Source organism: Streptomyces sp. NPDC054834, from assembly GCF_053611185.1.
Genome location: NZ_JBSGZV010000002.1, coordinates 340,815 through 356,684 on the forward strand (window position 1 = coordinate 340,815; position 15,870 = coordinate 356,684).

Consider the following 15,870-nt stretch of genomic DNA (forward strand, 5'->3'; position numbering starts at 1 on the left):
GTGGGAAATCGGTTATCCACAGGCGACCCACGGCCCAGTTCTGGCCAGTAATCTCGGCCAGCATGGAGCAGAGGCATCTGGGCCGTACCGGCCTGCGCGTGTCCCGGATCGGGCTGGGCACCCTCACCTGGGGCCGGGACACCGACGAGCACGACGCCGCGGACATGCTGAAGGCGTTCTGGGAGGCGGGCGGGACCCTCGTCGACACCGCGGACGTGTACGGCGCCGGCGAGGCCGAGTATCTGCTCGGGCAGCTCATGGAAGGGCTCGTGCCGCGCCGGGACCTGGTCATCTCGACGAAGGCGGGGAGCGTGCCCGAACCCGACCGGCGTTTCGACGGCTCGCGCGGTCACCTGCTCGCCGCGCTCGACGCCTCCCTGGCCCGCCTCGGCACGGACTACGTCGACCTGTGGCACATCCACGCCTTCGACCCGGACACCCCGCTGGAGGAGACGCTCCAGGCGCTGGACCTGGCGGTGAGCAGTGGGCGCGCCCGCTACGTGGGCGTCTCCAACTTCTGCGGCTGGCAGCTGGCGAAGGCGGCGACCTGGCAGCTCGCGGCGCCGGGGACGCGGACCCGGCTGGCGGCCACGCAGCTGGAGTACTCGCTGCTCCAGCGCGGAGTCGAGCGCGAGGTGCTGCCGGCCGCGCTCGACCTCGGTGTGGGGCTGCTGCCGTCCTCGCCGCTCGGGCGGGGAGTGCTGACGGGCAAGTACCGCAACTCCACTCCCGCGGACTCGAGGGGCGCCTCGGAGCACCTGGCGCCGTTCGTCGCTCCGTACCTCGACGACACGGCGACCCGCATCGTGGAGGCGGTGACGACGGCGGCGGACGGGCTGGCGGTGACCCCGCTCCAGGTCGCCCTCGCCTGGGTCCGCGACCGGCCGGGCGTGGCCGCCCCGATCGTCGGAGCACGCACCGCGCAGCAGCTCACGGCCGCGCTGTCAGTGGAGGCCCTTAGTCTTCCTGACGAGATCTGCCGGGCGCTCGACGACGTGTCGGCGCCTGTGCACCGCTATCCCGATCACGACTGGAGCACGCTGTGAGCACGGACCCGGAGACCACGGGAGCCTCCGACGGATCGGCGGAGGAAGCCGGGAACCCCGCCGCACCCGCCGGACGAGCGGACGCCGAGGCGGCCTCGCCCGAGGACGCCTCGGCGCCCGAGGACGCCTCGCCCGAGGCGGGCAGCGCCCGGGGCTCCGACGAATCGGCGGGAGGCGCCGGAAACCCGGACGGCCCGCCCGGCGGGACCGGGATCGGCGAAGGGGCTGGAGAGGCCGCTGCCTCCGATGCCGGCGCCGGGGGCACGGGTAGGCCGGCCGAGGAAGCCGGGGACGCGGCCTCCCAGATGTCCGAGGCGGAGGCCGAGTTGGCGGCGCAGCGGGTCGAGCGGGAGCGGATCGAGCGGCGGAAGGCCGAGAAGGCGGGGCCGATCGCCGGCGGGATCAAGCTCAGTGGGAAGGCCGCCGAGCTGCTGGCGGCCGTGCGGGCGGTGGAGAGCGGCGAGAAGCCCGCTGCCACCGTGTTCGGCGAGTCGGCGCCGGCGCCACGGCGGCCCGCCCCGGAACCCGTGCGGCGTCCGCAGCCCGCCCCGGCCGCCGCCGCACCCGCCGCACCCCCGCCGGACGCCGTCGCGGCCGTAGGGCGCGTGCTGACCGACGGTGGCGCGCCCGAGGCGCTCGCGCCGCAGGTCGCCGCGGCCCTCGGCGAGGGTGCCGACGCCGTGCTGCGGGAGGACCCCTGGCAGCTGCTGCGGGTCGCCGGGGTGCGTCCCGAGCAGGCCGACGGGTTCGCGCGGGCGCTGCTCGGCGCGGAGTGCGGCCCGGACGACGAGCGGCGGGTGCGCGCGGTGACCGGCTGGCTGCTGGAGCAGGCGGCCCTGGCCGGACACACCGCCCTGGAACTGCCCGCGCTCACCGCCGCGTTGGGCCGGCAGGGCGTGCCCGATCCGGACGCGGCCGTGCAGAGCGCCCTCGCGGAGGGCGAGGCCCTGGTCTTCCAGGACGCGCTGGAGGAGCCCGGCGCCCCGGCCCGGCCGGCGGAGGGGGAGGACGGGGAGGAGAGCGACGAGCAGCGGCCGGTGCGCGTGCTCGTCGGCCTGGAGCGGTACGCGCTCGCCGAGGAGAGCCTCGCCGACGGGCTGGCCCGTCTGGTCAACTCGCTGCCCAAGGAGGCCGCCGAGGAGTGGCAGGCGGTGGCCGCGTCCGGCGCCGCCGCGGAGCTGGTGCGGGCCGTCGCCGGGCACGGTCTGGTGCTGCACACGGGCGGTGAGGCGGCGCGCGCCGAACCGGCGGCCCTGCTGACCGCGGCCCGGGCGGCCGGACTGCGGGCCGTGGCGGCCTGCCACACGCCGGACGGACGGCACCGGTTCGCGGCCCTGCTCGGCGCCGGGGACGAGGGAGAGGGCGTCGAGTCCGTCGTCACCGTTCCCGGTCTGCTGGCCGGCGCCGAGGGACCCGGCCGGGACGCCGAGGGCAGCCTGGACCTGGATCTGTTGATCGTGCTGGACGCCCCGCAGCTCGATGTGGAGAGCGCGGCGATGATCGTGGAGTCGCTGCCCGACGGGGCCCGCCTCGTGCTCACCGGGGACCCGGGCGTGCTGTGGTCGGCCGGGCCCGGCCGGGTCTTCGCCGACCTGCTGGCCGCGCGCGCGTGCCCGCAGGTCGCCTCCCGCGTCCCCGATCCGGGCCCGCTCGGCGAGCTGGTCTCCGGCATCGGCGTCGGCGAGCTGAACCAGGTCGAGGCGCCCGGCAAGGAGATCGTCATCGTGCCGGTCCGGGACGCGGGCGAGGCCGTGCACCGGACCGTGCAGCTGGTCGCGGACTCCGTGCCCCGGGCCATCGGAGTGCCGCCCGAGCAGACGGTGGTGATCACCCCCGGCCATGGGGGCGCCGCGGGCACCCGGGCGCTGAACACGGCGCTCAAGGAGCGGCTCAACCCGGGCCCCGGCCGCTTCGGTGGCTTCGACCCGGGCGACCGGATCGCCTACTCCCCCGCCCCGGGCCGTACGCTGCCCGGCCAGGTGGTCAAGGCCGACGCCGACGGGCTGCACCTGTCGTGCGCGGGCGCCTCCGTCGTCGTACCGAGGGAACGGGTGGAACAGTCCGTGCGGCACGGGTGGGCGCTGACCGCGCACCAGGCGGTCGGTGTGCGGTGGCCCGCGGTGGTCGTGGTGCTGCCCGGCGACGCCGCCCAGGCCCTCAGCCGGCCCTGGGTGTACACGGCCTTCGGCCGGGCGAGCCGGCATCTGTCCGTGGTGCAGGGCGTCGAGCAGGCCCTGCCCAAGGCCGTCGCCGAGATTCCGGCCAAGCCACGGACGACGCGCCTGCCGGTGCTGCTGAGAACGCAGGTCCCGGCGGCGGACTGACCGGTCGCGGCGGTGCCGGACCGGCCCGAGGGCCGTACGGCACCGCCGCCCGGATCAGCGTTCGGCGTCCAGCGGCTCGAGGTCCTCGTCCCCGTCGAGGTCGAGGGCGTCCTCGAAGTCGTCGGCCCCGTCGTTGTCGTCATGGTCGTCGTGGTCGTGGTGGTCGTCGTGATCGTCGTGATCGTCGTCCGTCTCTTCGTCGAACACCGCGCTGACGTCGAACCGGCAGACCACCCGCTGCGGATCGATCTGCTCGAAGGGCGCCTCGAGCCACTCGCCGGGCTCGGCGGGTTCGTCGGCGGCGGTGACCCAGAGCGTGGAGTCGCCCTCCTCCAGGCCGAACTCCTTGTGCCGGGAGGCGATCTCGTCGGGTTCGAACTCGCCGAACAGGACGCCCAGCGCGCCGTGGACGGTGCCGGAGACATCCATGCCGTCGTCGTAGTCCGCCGCCTCGACCCGCTGGGCCTGCGCCTGGAGCCGCTGGGGTTCCGCGACGGCGTAGTCGCGGCGGATCAGCACGCTGATCGCGTTCGGCTCCTCGGGGCCCGCGTACGGCGGCAGCGAGTCCTCCGCGGCGGGGATCTCGAAGGGGGTCACTTCGTCGTAGCGGTCGTAGAGCAGCTCGTCGTACGCCTCGGCGGCCGCCGCCAGCTGGTTGAACGCTTCGTAGACGGCCGGGTCGTCCTCACCCGACCTGCGTTCGACCGCCGCCAGGTGGCGGTCGAGCGCGGTCTTGACCGCCTCGGCGGCGGCGCGTACCTCGGCAGCGGTGGGCTGCGCAGCATCAGACATAGTGCAGACGCTATCCGTACCGGGCCCCAGCCCGCACAATAGATGCGATGCCGGAATACGAATTTGTCGACGTGTACGTGCCTCGCGGGGTCTCCCGCAGGGAGGCCACACGCCTGCTGACGGACCATGCCGAGTACGGAAACTGGGAGTTGGACCGACTGAGCCTGCTGCGCGACGGCAGCCGCAGGGTGCGGTTGCGCCGACGGATCATCCGCCAGGTGCGCGCCACGTGGTGAGGCAGAGCGACTGAGACGGAGCGGGCCCCGCATGGCGGGGCCCGCTCCGTTTCCCGGCCGCCGGGGTCACCGGACGTGCGTCACACCGAGGCCCGCGCCTTGCGGTACAGCATCGCGCCCGCCAGCAGCACGCCGGCGCCCGCGGGCAGGGCGATGCCCAGCGGCAGGTCGTTGCCGGTGTGGGCGAGCTGCGCGGCGGCCGACGACTGGGCGGCGGCACGTCCGCCCTGCTGGCCGACGTGCGAGGAGCCGCCCGGTCCACCGGGGTGGCCGGGCCGTCCCGGCGTGCCCGGTGTGCCCGGGTGCTGCGGGTTGCCGGGGTGGCCCGGCGTGCCCGGCTGGCCAGGATGACCCGGGTGTCCCGGCTGGCCGGGATTACCCGGCTGCCCCGGCTGACCCGGGTTCCCCGGCTGCCCGGGCGGAGTCGTACCGCCGCCACCCCCCGGAGGGGTCCCGTGGCCGCCGCCGTCACCCCCGCCGTTGGCACAGTCGTTGCCCACGGTGGCGTTGCCGGCGCCGATGACGTCGACGCTGTTGCCGCACACGTTCACCGGCGCGTCGATCGGCACCTGGACATGGTTCCCCGAGCCCACACCGGGCGAGCCACCGGCGTGACCGCCCGCGTGAGAACCGCCGGAACCGCCGTGACCGGAACCGCCGTACCCGCCCGAGGAGCCACTGCCACCGCCGTGGTCGGCGCAATGATTGCCCACCGCGGGGTTGAAGGCCCCCACGACGTCGACGCTGTTGCCGCACACGTTCACCGGCGCGTCGATCGGCACCTGGACGTGGTTCCCCGAGCCGACGCCGGGCGAGCCACTGGCATGTCCGCGCGCGTGGGAACCGCCGGAACCGCCGTGGTTGACGCAATGGTTGCCCATCGCGGGGTTCAGTACCCCGACGACGTTCACGGTGTTGCCGCAGACGTTCACCGGCGCGTGCACCGGCGCCTGGACGGTGTTGCCGGACAGTACGCCCGGCGAGTTGGACGCGGAGCCGCTCGCGCCCGCGTCAGCGTGGGCGTAGCCACTCGCGGCGGCGATCACGCCGGTGGCGGCCGCCACAGTCATCAGGCCCTTACGGGTACCCTGTCGCATTACTGAATTCCCCCTGCCTTCACATCCTGCATTTCCCGAAAAGACCGGTCGGCCCCGGAGCGCATGGCGCGCGCTCCGGGGCCGACCGCACGGACGTCCCTCAGAGAGACGACGTCACTTGTTGATGCAGGTGTTGCCGAAGGCAGGGTTCAGGAGCCCGATCACATTGACGGTGTTGCCGCACACGTTCACCGGCACGTGCACCGGCACCTGGACGACGTTGCCGGAAACGACACCCGGGGAGTGCACGGCGGCACCCTGAGCACCCGAGTCGGCGACGGCCAGGCCCGCACCCGCGAGAACCAGACCACCGGTGGCAGCCGCAGCAGCGACGACCTTCTTGAGCATTATTCCTCCTTGTTGGCAAAAGCGATCCCGTGTTGCTGATCGCATTACATGTAACGAGGAGGGAGTAATCGAGCTACGAGCTTATCGTCGCATTCACTCTTCTCAGTCGACCTCGTACGGGCGCCCGAATAGCTCGGCCCTTTGCCTCACGACGCGTACCTCACGACGCGTACCTCAGGACGCGTCGATGAACCGGTCGAGCACCCGCACGCCGAACTTCAGCCCGTCCACCGGCACCCGCTCGTCCACACCGTGGAACATGCCCGCGAAGTCCAGCTCCGGCGGCAGCTTCAGCGGCGCGAAGCCGAAGCCCCGGATGCCGAGGTCGTCGAAGGACTTGGCGTCCGTGCCGCCGGAGAGCATGTACGGGATCGCCTTGGCGGCCGGGTCCTCGGCCACGAGCGCGGACTGCATGGCCTCCACCAGTGCCCCGTCGAAGCTGGTCTCGACGGCCTTGTCGGCGTGCACGTCCTCCCGCCTCACCTTCGGCCCGAGGATCCGGTCGAGGTCGGCGAGGAACTCCTCCTCGTGCCCCGGCAGGAAGCGCCCGTCGACGTGCGCGGTGGCCTCGCCCGGAATGACGTTGACCTTGTAACCGGCGCCCAGCTGCGTGGGGTTCGCCGTGTTGCTCAGGGTCGCGCCGATCAGCTTGGCGATGCCGCCGAGCCGGGCGAGCGTCGACTCCATGTCCTCGGCGTCCAGCTCGGTGCCGAGCGCGTCGCCGAGCTCGTCGAGGAAGGCGCGGGTGGTCTTGGTGACCCGCACCGGGAACTTGTGGCGGCCCAGGCGTGCCACGGCCTCCGACAGCTCGGTGATCGCGTTGTCCCGGTGGATCATCGACCCGTGTCCGGCGGTGCCGGCCACGGTCAGCTTCATCCAGTGCATGCCCTTCTCGGCGGTCTGGATCAGGTACAGCCGCCGCTGCTCGCTGACCGTGAACGAGAACCCGCCGACCTCGCTGATCGCCTCGGTGACGCCGTCGAAGAGGTCACGGTGGTTGTCGACGAGGTACCGCGCCCCGTAGGTGCCGCCCGCCTCCTCGTCCGCGAGGAAGGCCAGGACGATGTCGCGCGGCGGCCGGCGCCCGCTGCGCAGCCGGTCGCGGACGACCGCCAGCGTCATCGCGTCCATGTCCTTCATGTCGACGGCGCCGCGCCCCCACACGCACCCGTCGGCGACCTCCCCGGAGAAGGGGTCGTGGGTCCAGTCGGCGGCGTTGGCGGGTACGACGTCCAGGTGGCCGTGGATCAGCAGCGCGGGCCGGGAAGGATCCTCGCCCTCGATGCGGGCCACCGTCGACGCCCGTCCCGGGTGGGACTCGAAGATCGTCGGGTCCAGCCCCACCTCGGCGAGCTTCTCGGCGACGTACTCGGCGGCCGTGCGCTCGCCCGGGCCCGAGTGGTCTCCGTAGTTGCTGGTGTCGATCTGGATCAGCTCGCGGCAGAGGTCCACGACCTCGTCCTCGCCGGTGACGCCCTTGGCCGTGTCCGTCTCGCTCACGCTGCTTCCTCCCGCTGTGACTGCTGGTCGGTCCTCCTCATCCTGCCTCCCCGCCCGGTGCCGCCCCAAGACCGGCCCCGGTCCGTCACACGCCGTTCACGCCGGACGCGGCCGGGAACAGGGTGTGATCGGCCACCCCTGAAAGCCTGGTAATGTTTCCTTCGTCGCCGCGGGGGGAAACCCCGCACGACAGACACCTTGTCCGGGTGGCGGAATGGCAGACGCGCTAGCTTGAGGTGCTAGTGCCCTTTATCGGGCGTGGGGGTTCAAGTCCCCCCTCGGACACCAGCTGAGACCCCTGCTGAGCAGGGGTCTTTCGCATGTCAGGGCTGTGGCGCGGCCGTCCGCGCAGCGTGCAGTTCCGAGCGGACGAGTTCCAGGAGGCGGCCGGTCCAGTTCCGGCCGCGGCCGGCGTTGTCGCCCCAGAAGCCGGAGTCGCTGTCGTCGTAGACGAGGGTCGCGTCGCCCGTGGCCAGCAGAATCCGGGCCAGGGCCGGGTGCTGGGCGTACTTGGCCCGCAGCAGGCCGGCCATCACGGCCGTACGGGCCTGCTCCCAGCCGTCGCGCCGGCCGGCGCGGGCCGCCAGGTTCTTGGCGGTGAACAAGGTGTCCGCCTCGGTGATCGCCGCGCGCGCTTCGGCGTCGTCGGTCGACAGGGCCCAGTACGCGTGGGCGGCGGAGGGATAGGTGACGCCCTCGATGTCGACCGGTGCCGGGTAGTCGTTGCGGAGGGCTTCGGAACCCGGATCGTCCGATGCCTTCACCGGGTAGCTCTCGTAGAGGTGGATCGCGGGGGCGACCGGGGTCGCGGGTCCGTCCGCCGGGACGCGTGAGGGCCGTTCGGCGATCCATCTCGCCCGGTCCTCGAAGTAGGCGACCGCTTCGTCGTACAGCTCCCGCGTGACCACCGCGTCGGGCCACTCCATGCGCCCGCCGGGTCCGGCCACCAGGGCCTGGAGCGGTCGGTCCTTGCGGTCCATGTCCCCGAGCGCGTAGTGCCGCCGCGTCTCGGGGATGGCGAGGTAGGCGGCCCGTGCCGCGGCCCGCTTCTCCTCGGTCCGGTCGGCCAGGAACGCGTCGACGGCCTCGAGGCACCGATCCGTCGAATCCGGGCGGCCGTTGAGCTCGTCGATGGTGTCGCGTATCTCGGCGAGCAGCAGTTCGGGGGTGAGCCAGGTCTGCGGCTCGCTGAACCGCCAGGCGGCCAGCTCGTGCCCGGACGCCCTGGCGCCTTCCGGGAGTTCGGTGGCGACCCAGCCGCTGCGCAGCTTCTCCTCGAACTCCTCGAGGGTCACCAGGCCCCAGCAGTCGACGAGTCCGTCCGCGTAGATGAACAAGTCGGTGAGGTGATAGTCGAAGTTGCGGATGAAGGCGTGTCGCCAGGTCCCGGGTACTCGCTTGCCGTCTGCCGTGCGGTAGGTGATGCGTCTGCCGATCATCGCGTCATTGTCGTGGTCCGTTCCCGGGCCGCGCGACGGGAATTTCGCGGTCCCGGGCGCCCCGTGTGGGCCATCTCTCGTCCTGACCGAAGACCGCCAGGTCACCGGCTTCTGACCGGCTCTCACGCATCCCCCGTACGGCCCATCCAAGTGGCCGTGAACAGGCCCGAAGCCTACCGTCGTACTAATATTTCCGGCTTGTTACGGAGCTGGAGCCGGACAACCCCAGGCAGACCTGCGGACCCGCCAGCGCCCCGGAGGCTTCCGGGATCGAGACGCGAGGACCGATGGCAGCCATACACGAGAGCAGTGCTCTTGGCCTGCTCGACGAAGAGATCCGCGAACGGTTCGGCGACACGGCACGTTTCTCCGGGGGCCAGGCGGCCTCTCCGCGCACGCTCGTGGACATCTTCGACGCGTCCGTGCGCTCGTATCCGGACGAACTCGCCCTGGACGACGGCACGACGCAGCTCACCTACCGTGAACTGGCGGCGGAGGTCGAGCTGTTGAGGCGTCGGCTCGCGGCCGCCGGGGTCGGCCGCGGTGACCGGGTGGGCGTCCGGGTGCCGTCCGGCACCAACGATCTGTACGTCGCGATCCTCGCCGTGCTCGCCGCGGGCGCCGCCTACGTTCCCGTGGACGCCGAGGACCCGGACGAGCGGGCCGAGCTGGTGTTCGGGGAGGCTCAGGTGCGGGCCGTCGTCGGGGCCGGGCACGAGCTGGCCGTCACCGGGCGCAGTGATGTCCCGGCCGCCCGGCCGGGCGTCGGGCACGACGCGTGGATCATCTTCACCTCCGGCTCCACCGGGAAGCCCAAGGGCGTCGCCGTCACACACCGCAGCGCCGCCGCGTTCGTGGACGCCGAGGCCGCACTGTTCCTCACGGAGGAGCCGATCGGGCCCGGCGACCGGGTCATGGCGGGGCTGTCGGTGGCGTTCGACGCGTCCTGCGAGGAGATGTGGCTGGCGTGGCGGTACGGGGCCTGTCTGGTCCCGGTGCCCCGGTCGCAGGTCCGCAGCGGTGCCGACCTCGGGCCCTGGCTGGTCGAGCAGGAGATCACCGTCGTCTCGACGGTGCCGACGCTGGCGGCCCTGTGGGAGCCGGAGGCCCTGGGCGACGTACGCCTGCTGATCTTCGGCGGCGAGGCCTGCCCGCCCGAGCTGGTGCAGCGGCTGGTGACGGAAGGCCGCGAGGTCTGGAACACGTACGGGCCCACCGAGGCGACCGTCGTCGCCTGCGCCTCGCTGATGTCGGGCGAGGAGCCGGTCCGCGTCGGGCTGCCGCTGAACGGCTGGGAGCTGGCCGTCGTCGACGAGGCCGGGGAGCCCGTGCCGATGGGCGGCAGCGGCCAGCTGGTGATCGGCGGGGTGGGGCTCGCCCGGTACCTCGACGCCGAGAAGGACGCGGAGAAGTACGCGCCGCTTCGGTCGCTGGGCTGGGAGCGGGCGTACCGCAGCGGTGACCTGGTCAAGGCCGAGCCCGAGGGGCTGGTGTTCCTCGGGCGGGCCGACGAGCAGATCAAGCTCGGCGGGCGGCGCATCGAGCTCGGCGAGGTGGATGCCGCCCTCCAGGCGCTGCCCGGCGTCGCGGGGGCGGCCGCCGCCGTGCGCACCGCCCGCAGCGGCAATCAGCTCCTGGTCGGCTACATCGTCACCCAGGAGGGCTGGGACCACGCGGCGGCCGTCGAGAAGCTGCGCGCCGAGCTGCCCGCGGCGCTGGTCCCGTTGCTCGCGCCGGTCGCCGACCTGCCCACCCGGACCAGCGGCAAGGTGGACCGCAACGCGCTGCCCTGGCCGCTGGAGGGCCTGGAGACCGGCGGTCCGGCCGAGCAGCTCTACGGCACCGAGGCCTGGCTCGCCGAGCAGTGGACGGAAGTCCTCGGCATCCCGGTGACCACCTCGGACGACTTCTTCGCGATCGGCGGCAGCAGCCTGGCCGCCGCCCAGCTGACGACACGGCTGCGCACCCGCTACCCGAGCGCCGCCGTCCTCGACATCTACCAGCAGCCCACCCTGCGCAAGCTGACCCGCCGCCTGGAGAAGTCGGCGCAGGACGACGGCGCCCACCGCACGATCGCCCCGGTGCCGACGCGCGCCAAGGTGATCCAGCTGCTGCTGCTCGTACCGCTGTTCACGCTGCTGGGCCTGCGCTGGACGGTGGCGCTGGCCGCGCTGGGGAATCTGCTGCCCGGGTACTCCTGGCTGCCGACCGCCCCGTGGTGGCTGGTCGCGGCCGGTGCCGTCCTGCTGTTCAGCCCACCGGGCCGGCTGGCGATCGCCGCGGGCGGGGCGCGGCTGCTGCTGCGCGGTGTGCGGCCCGGGCGCTACGCGCGCGGCGGCGGCGTGCACCTGCGGCTGTGGACCGCCGAGCGGCTGGCCGAGTTCAGCGGGGCGACCTCGCTGACCGGGTCCTGGCTGGAGCGGTACGCGCGGGCGCTGGGCGCCAAGGTCGGGCAGGACGTGGACCTGCATTCGCTGCCGCCGGTCACCGGCATGCTCAAGCTGGGCCGGGGCGCGGCCGTGGAGTCCGAGGTCGATCTGTCCGGGTACTGGCTGGACGGCGACCGCCTGGAGGTCGGCCCGGTCAAGGTGGGCGCGCACGCCGTCGTCGGCACCCGCAGCATGCTCTTCCCGGGTGCCCGGGTCGGCAAGCGGGCCGAGGTGGCGCCCGGTTCCGCGGTCACCGGCCAGATCCCGACCGGTCAGCGCTGGGCGGGCGCGCCCGCGGTCAAGCTCGGCAAGGCCAAGCGGAACTGGCCGAAGGAGCGGCCGCCGCGGGGCGCGCGCTGGCGGTTCGTGTACGGCGTGACGGGTGCCTCCCTGAGCCTGCTGCCGGTGGCCGCGGGTGTCGCCGCGCTCGCCGTGGCCGGGCTGTTCGTGGCGCCCGGCGCCGGGCTCGGCGCGGCCCTGCGGGGTGCGGCGCTCGCGCTCGTCCCGGCCACGCTGGCCTTCGGGCTGGCGTACGCGCTGCTGATCCTCGTCGCCGTACGGCTGCTCAGTCTGGGTCTGCGTGAAGGCATGCACCCCACCCACGGCCGGATCGGCTGGCAGGCGTGGACCGTCACGCAGCTGATGGACCGGTCCCGGGAGACGCTGTTCCCGCTGTACGCCGGGCTGGTCACGCCGGTGTGGCTGCGGCTGCTCGGGATGCGGATCGGGCGGGGCGCCGAGGTGTCCACGGTGCTCGCGCTGCCGAGCCTGACCACGGTCGGTGAGGGCGCGTTCCTGGCGGACGACACACTGACCGCGCCGTACGAGCTGGGCGGTGGCTGGCTGCGGATCGGCCGCGCGGAGATCGGGCGGCGGGCCTTCCTGGGGAACTCCGGGATGACCGCGCCGGGCCGGTCCGTGCCGGACGGCGGGCTGGTGGGGGTGCTGTCGGCGACCCCGAAGAAGGCGAAGAAGGGCAGCTCCTATCTGGGGCTGCCGCCGGTGAAGCTGCCGCGCAGCGCGAGCGCCGGCGACCAGAGCCGTACGTACGACCCGCCGGCCTGGCTGCTGTGGGCGCGTGGTCTGGTGGAGCTGTGCCGGATCGTGCCGGTGCTGTGCTCGGCGGCGCTGGCCGGGCTGACGGTGGCGGCGCTGTGCCTGCTGGGCGTCTGGGCCCCGCTGCTGTCCGGGCTGGTGCTGCTCGCCGCGGGTGCGGCGGCCGGGCTCGTGTCGGTCGCCGCGAAGTGGCTGCTCGTGGGCCGGCACCGCAGCGGTGAGCACCCGCTGTGGAGCGGCTTCGTGTGGCGCAACGAGCTGGCGGACACCTTCGTCGAGGTGGTGGCCGTGCCGTGGCTGGCCGGTTCGGTGCCGGGTACGCCGGTGATGACCGCGTGGCTGCGCGGGCTGGGCGCGCGGATCGGGCGGGGGGTGTGGGTGGAGAGCTACTGGCTGCCCGAGACCGACCTGGTGACCCTGGAGGACGCGGCCACCGTGAACCGTGGCTGCGTGCTCCAGACGCACCTCTTCCACGACCGGATCTTGAGGACGGATACTGTGGTCCTCCGTGAGGGCGCGACGCTGGGCCCTGGCGGGATCGTGCTGCCCGGCAGCACGGTCGGGGCCCGTACGACGCTGGGTCCCGCGTCGCTCGTCATGGCCGCGGAGTCCGTTCCGGACGGCACCCGCTGGCTCGGCAACCCGATCGAGGCATGGCGTCCCTGAGGGCGGGCCACTCGGAGCCCGCCGAAGGGGCGTGCCGGCGTCGGGAGGGCGAACGCGCGGAGGCCCGAAGGGTCGAGCACGATCGCCCTCCCGACGCCGGCTTCGGCGCCCTGGAGGCGAACGGTGTTACGAGCGGTGTTCCGGCACGGAGTGGCAGCGCGGCGCAGGGAGCGGAAACAGCGGTGGCAGTTCAGCAGTCGGCGGGGCAGGACCCGTACTTCCCGGACAACGGTGACTTCCGGTACCGGGTGCACCGCTACGAGCTCGCGCTGGACTACCGCCCGGGTCCGAACCGGCTGTCGGGCACGGCCCGTATCAACGCCATAGCGGGCCGTTCGCCGCTCACCGAGTTCCAGCTGAACCTGGCCGACTTCCGGGTGGGCCGGGTCCGGGTGGACGGCCGTCAGCCGCACTACACGCACCGGGCCGGCAGGCTGCGTGTCCGCCCCGCGAAGCCGGTCCGCGCCGGGGCCGCGTTCACAGTCGAGGTGCAGTGGTCGGGCAACCCCAAGCCGGTCACCAGCCCGTGGGGCGAGATCGGCTGGGAGGAGCTGGAGGACGGGGCGCTGGTGGCGAGCCAGCCGGTGGGCGCGCCGTCCTGGTACCCGTGCAACGACCGGCCCTCCGACAAGGCGTCGTACCAGATCTCGATCACCACGCCGTCGGCGTACGCGGTGGTGGCGGGCGGGCGTCTGCTGACCCGTACGACGAAGGCCTCGACGACCACGTGGGTGTACGAGCAGTCCGCGCCCACGTCCAGTTATCTCGTCGGGCTGGCGATGGGCAAGTACCAGACGGTGCTGCTCGGCGACCCCGGACCGGGGGGCGTCCCGCAGCACGGGCACATACCGGCGCATCTGCTGGCCCGCTTCTCCCGGGACTTCGCCCGTCAGCCCGCGATGATGGAGCTGTTCCAGGAGCTGTTCGGCCCGTACCCCTTCGACGAGTACGCCGTGGTGGTCACGGAGGAGGAGCTCGATGTGCCCGTCGAGGCGCAGGGGTTGTCGCTGTTCGGCGCCAACCACGTGGACGGGGCGCGGGGTTCGGAGCGGCTGGTCGCGCACGAGCTGGCGCACCAGTGGTTCGGCAACAGCGTGTCCATCGCCGACTGGCGGCACATCTGGCTGAACGAGGGCTTCGCCAAGTACGCGGAGTGGTTGTGGTCGGAGCGCTCGGGCGGCCGCAGCGCGCATCAACACGCCGCTTCGGCGCACCGGTTGCTGTCCTCGCTGCCGCAGGACCTGCGGCTGGCCGACCCGGGCCGCAAGCTGATGTTCGACGACCGGCTCTACGAACGCGGCGGCCTCGCCGTGCACGCGGTGCGCTGTGCGCTGGGGGACGAGGCGTTCTTCCGGATGCTGCGCGAGTGGACGCGGCTGCACCGGGGTGGTTCCGCGTCGACGGCGGCCTTCACCGCGCACGCCGCGCGGTTCGCGGACGAGCCGCTGCACGATCTGTTCACCGCCTGGCTGCACGAGACCCGGCTGCCGCCGCTGCCCCTGCCGGACACGCGGGTCGCCGTCTGAAGGGGTCTGAAGGGTGCTGCACAATGGCGTCCATGACCTCGCGTTCCTGCCCGTGCGGGCTGCCCGAGCCGTACGAGAAGTGCTGCGGCCGCTATCTCCCCCGGTCTCGAACAGACTCGACCGGGGGGACCCCCATCGGTGCCGCCGCGCCGACCGCCGAGGCGCTGATGCGGTCGCGGTACAGCGCGTTCGTGAAGGGTGACGCGGGCTATCTGCTGCGCACCTGGCATCCACGGACACGGCCCGCGCGGCTCGACCTCGATCCGGGGATGAAGTGGACGGGGCTGGAGGTGCTGGACACCACGGACGGGTCGGCCTTCCACTCCACCGGGACGGTGACCTTCCGGGCCTCCTACCGGGGTGGTTCGCTGCACGAGCGGAGCCGGTTCGAGCGAGTGGACGGGGCGTGGATGTACGTCGACGGGGAATTCCCGGATGACTGATCGGGACCGGTACGACCACGGTCGTGACTGGTACGACGACGGTCGTGACTGGTACGACGACGGTCGTGACTGGTACGACGACGATGATCACCGCGAGGCGGTCCGGCGGGCCCGACGCGCGACGCGGTTCGGCTGGGCGGCGATCACCGGCGTCTCGGGGCTCCTCTGCTGCGCGCTGATCGCTGCCGTCGGTGTCTTCCTGGCCTGCGTATACACCGTGGTGGTCGCGCGGTACCGCTAGGGCCTGTCCGGCAGGTGCGGGATCAGGGCACCAGGATGTCCAGTTCGTGGAGGGCGCCCACAGTGATCTCCCTGGTCAGCTGTTCGGCGCGGGGCGCGTCGGCGGCGCGGATCGCTTCGGCCAGCTGGACGTGGAGGGTGACGGCGGCCGGGTCGGGGTCCTCGAACATGACCTCGTGGTGGGTGCGGCCCGCGAGGACCTCCGCGACGACGTCGCCGAGGCGGGCGAACATCTCGTTGCCGGAGGCGGTGAGGATCACGCGGTGGAAGGCGACGTCGTGCACGAGGTACTCCTCGAGCCGCCGGCCGCGTGAGTTGGCCACCATGCCGAGGGCGCACTCGGTGAGCTCGGCGCACTGCTCGGCCGTGGCGTTCCTCGCGGCGAGGGCCGCCGCCACCGGTTCGACCGCGGAACGCAGGACGGTCAGCGAGCGCAGCTGGTGCGGGCGGTCGGCGCCCGCCAGACGCCAGCGGATGACCTGCGGGTCGTAGACGTTCCACTCGGACTTGGCGCGGACCGTCACGCCCACGCGGCGGCGGGACTCGACCAGGTGCATCGACTCCAGCACGCGCACCGCCTCGCGCATCACCGAGCGTGACACATCGAAGCTCTGCGCGAGTTCGTCGGTGCGCAGAACGCTGCCCGGAGGGTACTCGCCCGCGGTGATGGCGGGGCCGAGGGTGTCCAGTACATGGCCGTGCAGCCCCCGGCCCGGTGTGGTCATGCA

At 73.0% G+C, this 15,870-nt stretch carries 13 protein-coding genes and 1 tRNA gene; 8 read left to right on the plus strand and 6 right to left on the minus strand.

The genetic code is table 11. The features are described from left to right. Positions 1 to 62: 62 nt before the first annotated feature. Both ACWGJM_RS04240 and ACWGJM_RS04245 read left to right on the plus strand, forming a co-directional pair. Positions 63 to 1,046: an aldo/keto reductase gene (locus tag ACWGJM_RS04240; RefSeq protein WP_453410121.1), complete on the plus strand. Its 984-nt coding sequence runs from the start codon at positions 63 to 65 to the stop codon at positions 1,044 to 1,046. Continuing rightward, entirely contained in the window at positions 1,043 to 3,370 is a 2,328-nt protein-coding gene (locus ACWGJM_RS04245; protein ID WP_453410122.1) for a helix-hairpin-helix domain-containing protein, read from the plus strand. The genes ACWGJM_RS04240 and ACWGJM_RS04245 overlap by 4 nt, the downstream gene beginning before the upstream one ends. Before the next feature lie 54 nt (positions 3,371 to 3,424). Here the strand turns inward: ACWGJM_RS04245 and ACWGJM_RS04250 are convergent, their stop codons facing one another. Next, positions 3,425 to 4,162, minus strand: a complete 738-nt coding sequence (locus ACWGJM_RS04250) for a hypothetical protein (RefSeq protein WP_453410123.1) — start codon at positions 4,160 to 4,162, stop codon at positions 3,425 to 3,427. A 47-nt stretch (positions 4,163 to 4,209) separates the two neighbouring features. On the opposite strand from ACWGJM_RS04250, the gene ACWGJM_RS04255 reads away from it, so the two are divergent. Further along, a complete protein-coding gene (locus ACWGJM_RS04255) occupies positions 4,210 to 4,398 on the plus strand; it encodes a DUF5703 family protein (RefSeq protein ID WP_453410124.1) in 189 nt (62 codons plus the stop codon). Positions 4,399 to 4,478: 80 nt separating this feature from the next. Here ACWGJM_RS04255 and ACWGJM_RS04260 read toward each other — a convergent pair whose 3' ends face one another. From ACWGJM_RS04260 to ACWGJM_RS04270, 3 genes are all read right to left on the minus strand, one after another. Then, on the minus strand, positions 4,479 to 5,495 hold the full coding sequence (locus ACWGJM_RS04260) for a chaplin family protein (RefSeq protein ID WP_453410125.1): 1,017 nt from the start codon (positions 5,493 to 5,495) through the stop codon (positions 4,479 to 4,481). A 114-nt stretch (positions 5,496 to 5,609) separates the two neighbouring features. Then, on the minus strand, positions 5,610 to 5,843 hold the full coding sequence (gene chpH, locus ACWGJM_RS04265) for a chaplin ChpH (RefSeq protein ID WP_320773918.1): 234 nt from the start codon (positions 5,841 to 5,843) through the stop codon (positions 5,610 to 5,612). A gap of 174 nt (positions 5,844 to 6,017) precedes the next feature. Next, entirely contained in the window at positions 6,018 to 7,343 is a 1,326-nt protein-coding gene (locus tag ACWGJM_RS04270; protein ID WP_453410126.1) for a M20/M25/M40 family metallo-hydrolase, read from the minus strand. 200 nt (positions 7,344 to 7,543) lie between these two features. Here ACWGJM_RS04270 and ACWGJM_RS04275 point away from each other — a divergent pair. Then, a tRNA-Leu gene (locus ACWGJM_RS04275) sits at positions 7,544 to 7,631 on the plus strand. Positions 7,632 to 7,666: 35 nt separating this feature from the next. Here ACWGJM_RS04275 and ACWGJM_RS04280 read toward each other — a convergent pair. Further along, the gene (locus ACWGJM_RS04280) at positions 7,667 to 8,782 is read right to left on the minus strand and encodes an NADAR family protein (protein ID WP_453410127.1); all 1,116 of its coding nucleotides are present in this window, start codon (positions 8,780 to 8,782) and stop codon (positions 7,667 to 7,669) included. 287 nt (positions 8,783 to 9,069) lie between these two features. On the opposite strand from ACWGJM_RS04280, the gene ACWGJM_RS04285 reads away from it, so the two are divergent. From ACWGJM_RS04285 to ACWGJM_RS04300, 4 genes are all read left to right on the plus strand, one after another. Continuing rightward, on the plus strand, positions 9,070 to 12,933 hold the full coding sequence (locus tag ACWGJM_RS04285; RefSeq protein WP_453410128.1) for a Pls/PosA family non-ribosomal peptide synthetase: 3,864 nt from the start codon (positions 9,070 to 9,072) through the stop codon (positions 12,931 to 12,933). Positions 12,934 to 13,115: 182 nt separating this feature from the next. Further along, complete coding sequence (locus tag ACWGJM_RS04290) at positions 13,116 to 14,459, plus strand: M1 family metallopeptidase (protein ID WP_453410129.1); 1,344 nt, start codon at positions 13,116 to 13,118, stop codon at positions 14,457 to 14,459. 32 nt (positions 14,460 to 14,491) lie between these two features. After that, entirely contained in the window at positions 14,492 to 14,902 is a 411-nt protein-coding gene (locus ACWGJM_RS04295) for a YchJ family protein (protein ID WP_453410130.1), read from the plus strand. Continuing rightward, positions 14,895 to 15,143, plus strand: a complete 249-nt coding sequence (locus tag ACWGJM_RS04300; RefSeq protein ID WP_453410131.1) for a hypothetical protein — start codon at positions 14,895 to 14,897, stop codon at positions 15,141 to 15,143. Before ACWGJM_RS04295 ends, ACWGJM_RS04300 begins: the two co-directional genes overlap by 8 nt. A gap of 22 nt (positions 15,144 to 15,165) precedes the next feature. On the opposite strand, the gene ACWGJM_RS04305 is transcribed toward ACWGJM_RS04300, so the two are convergent. Beyond that, positions 15,166 to 15,867, minus strand: a complete 702-nt coding sequence (locus ACWGJM_RS04305) for a FadR/GntR family transcriptional regulator (protein ID WP_453410132.1) — start codon at positions 15,865 to 15,867, stop codon at positions 15,166 to 15,168. Positions 15,868 to 15,870 lie beyond the last annotated feature (3 nt).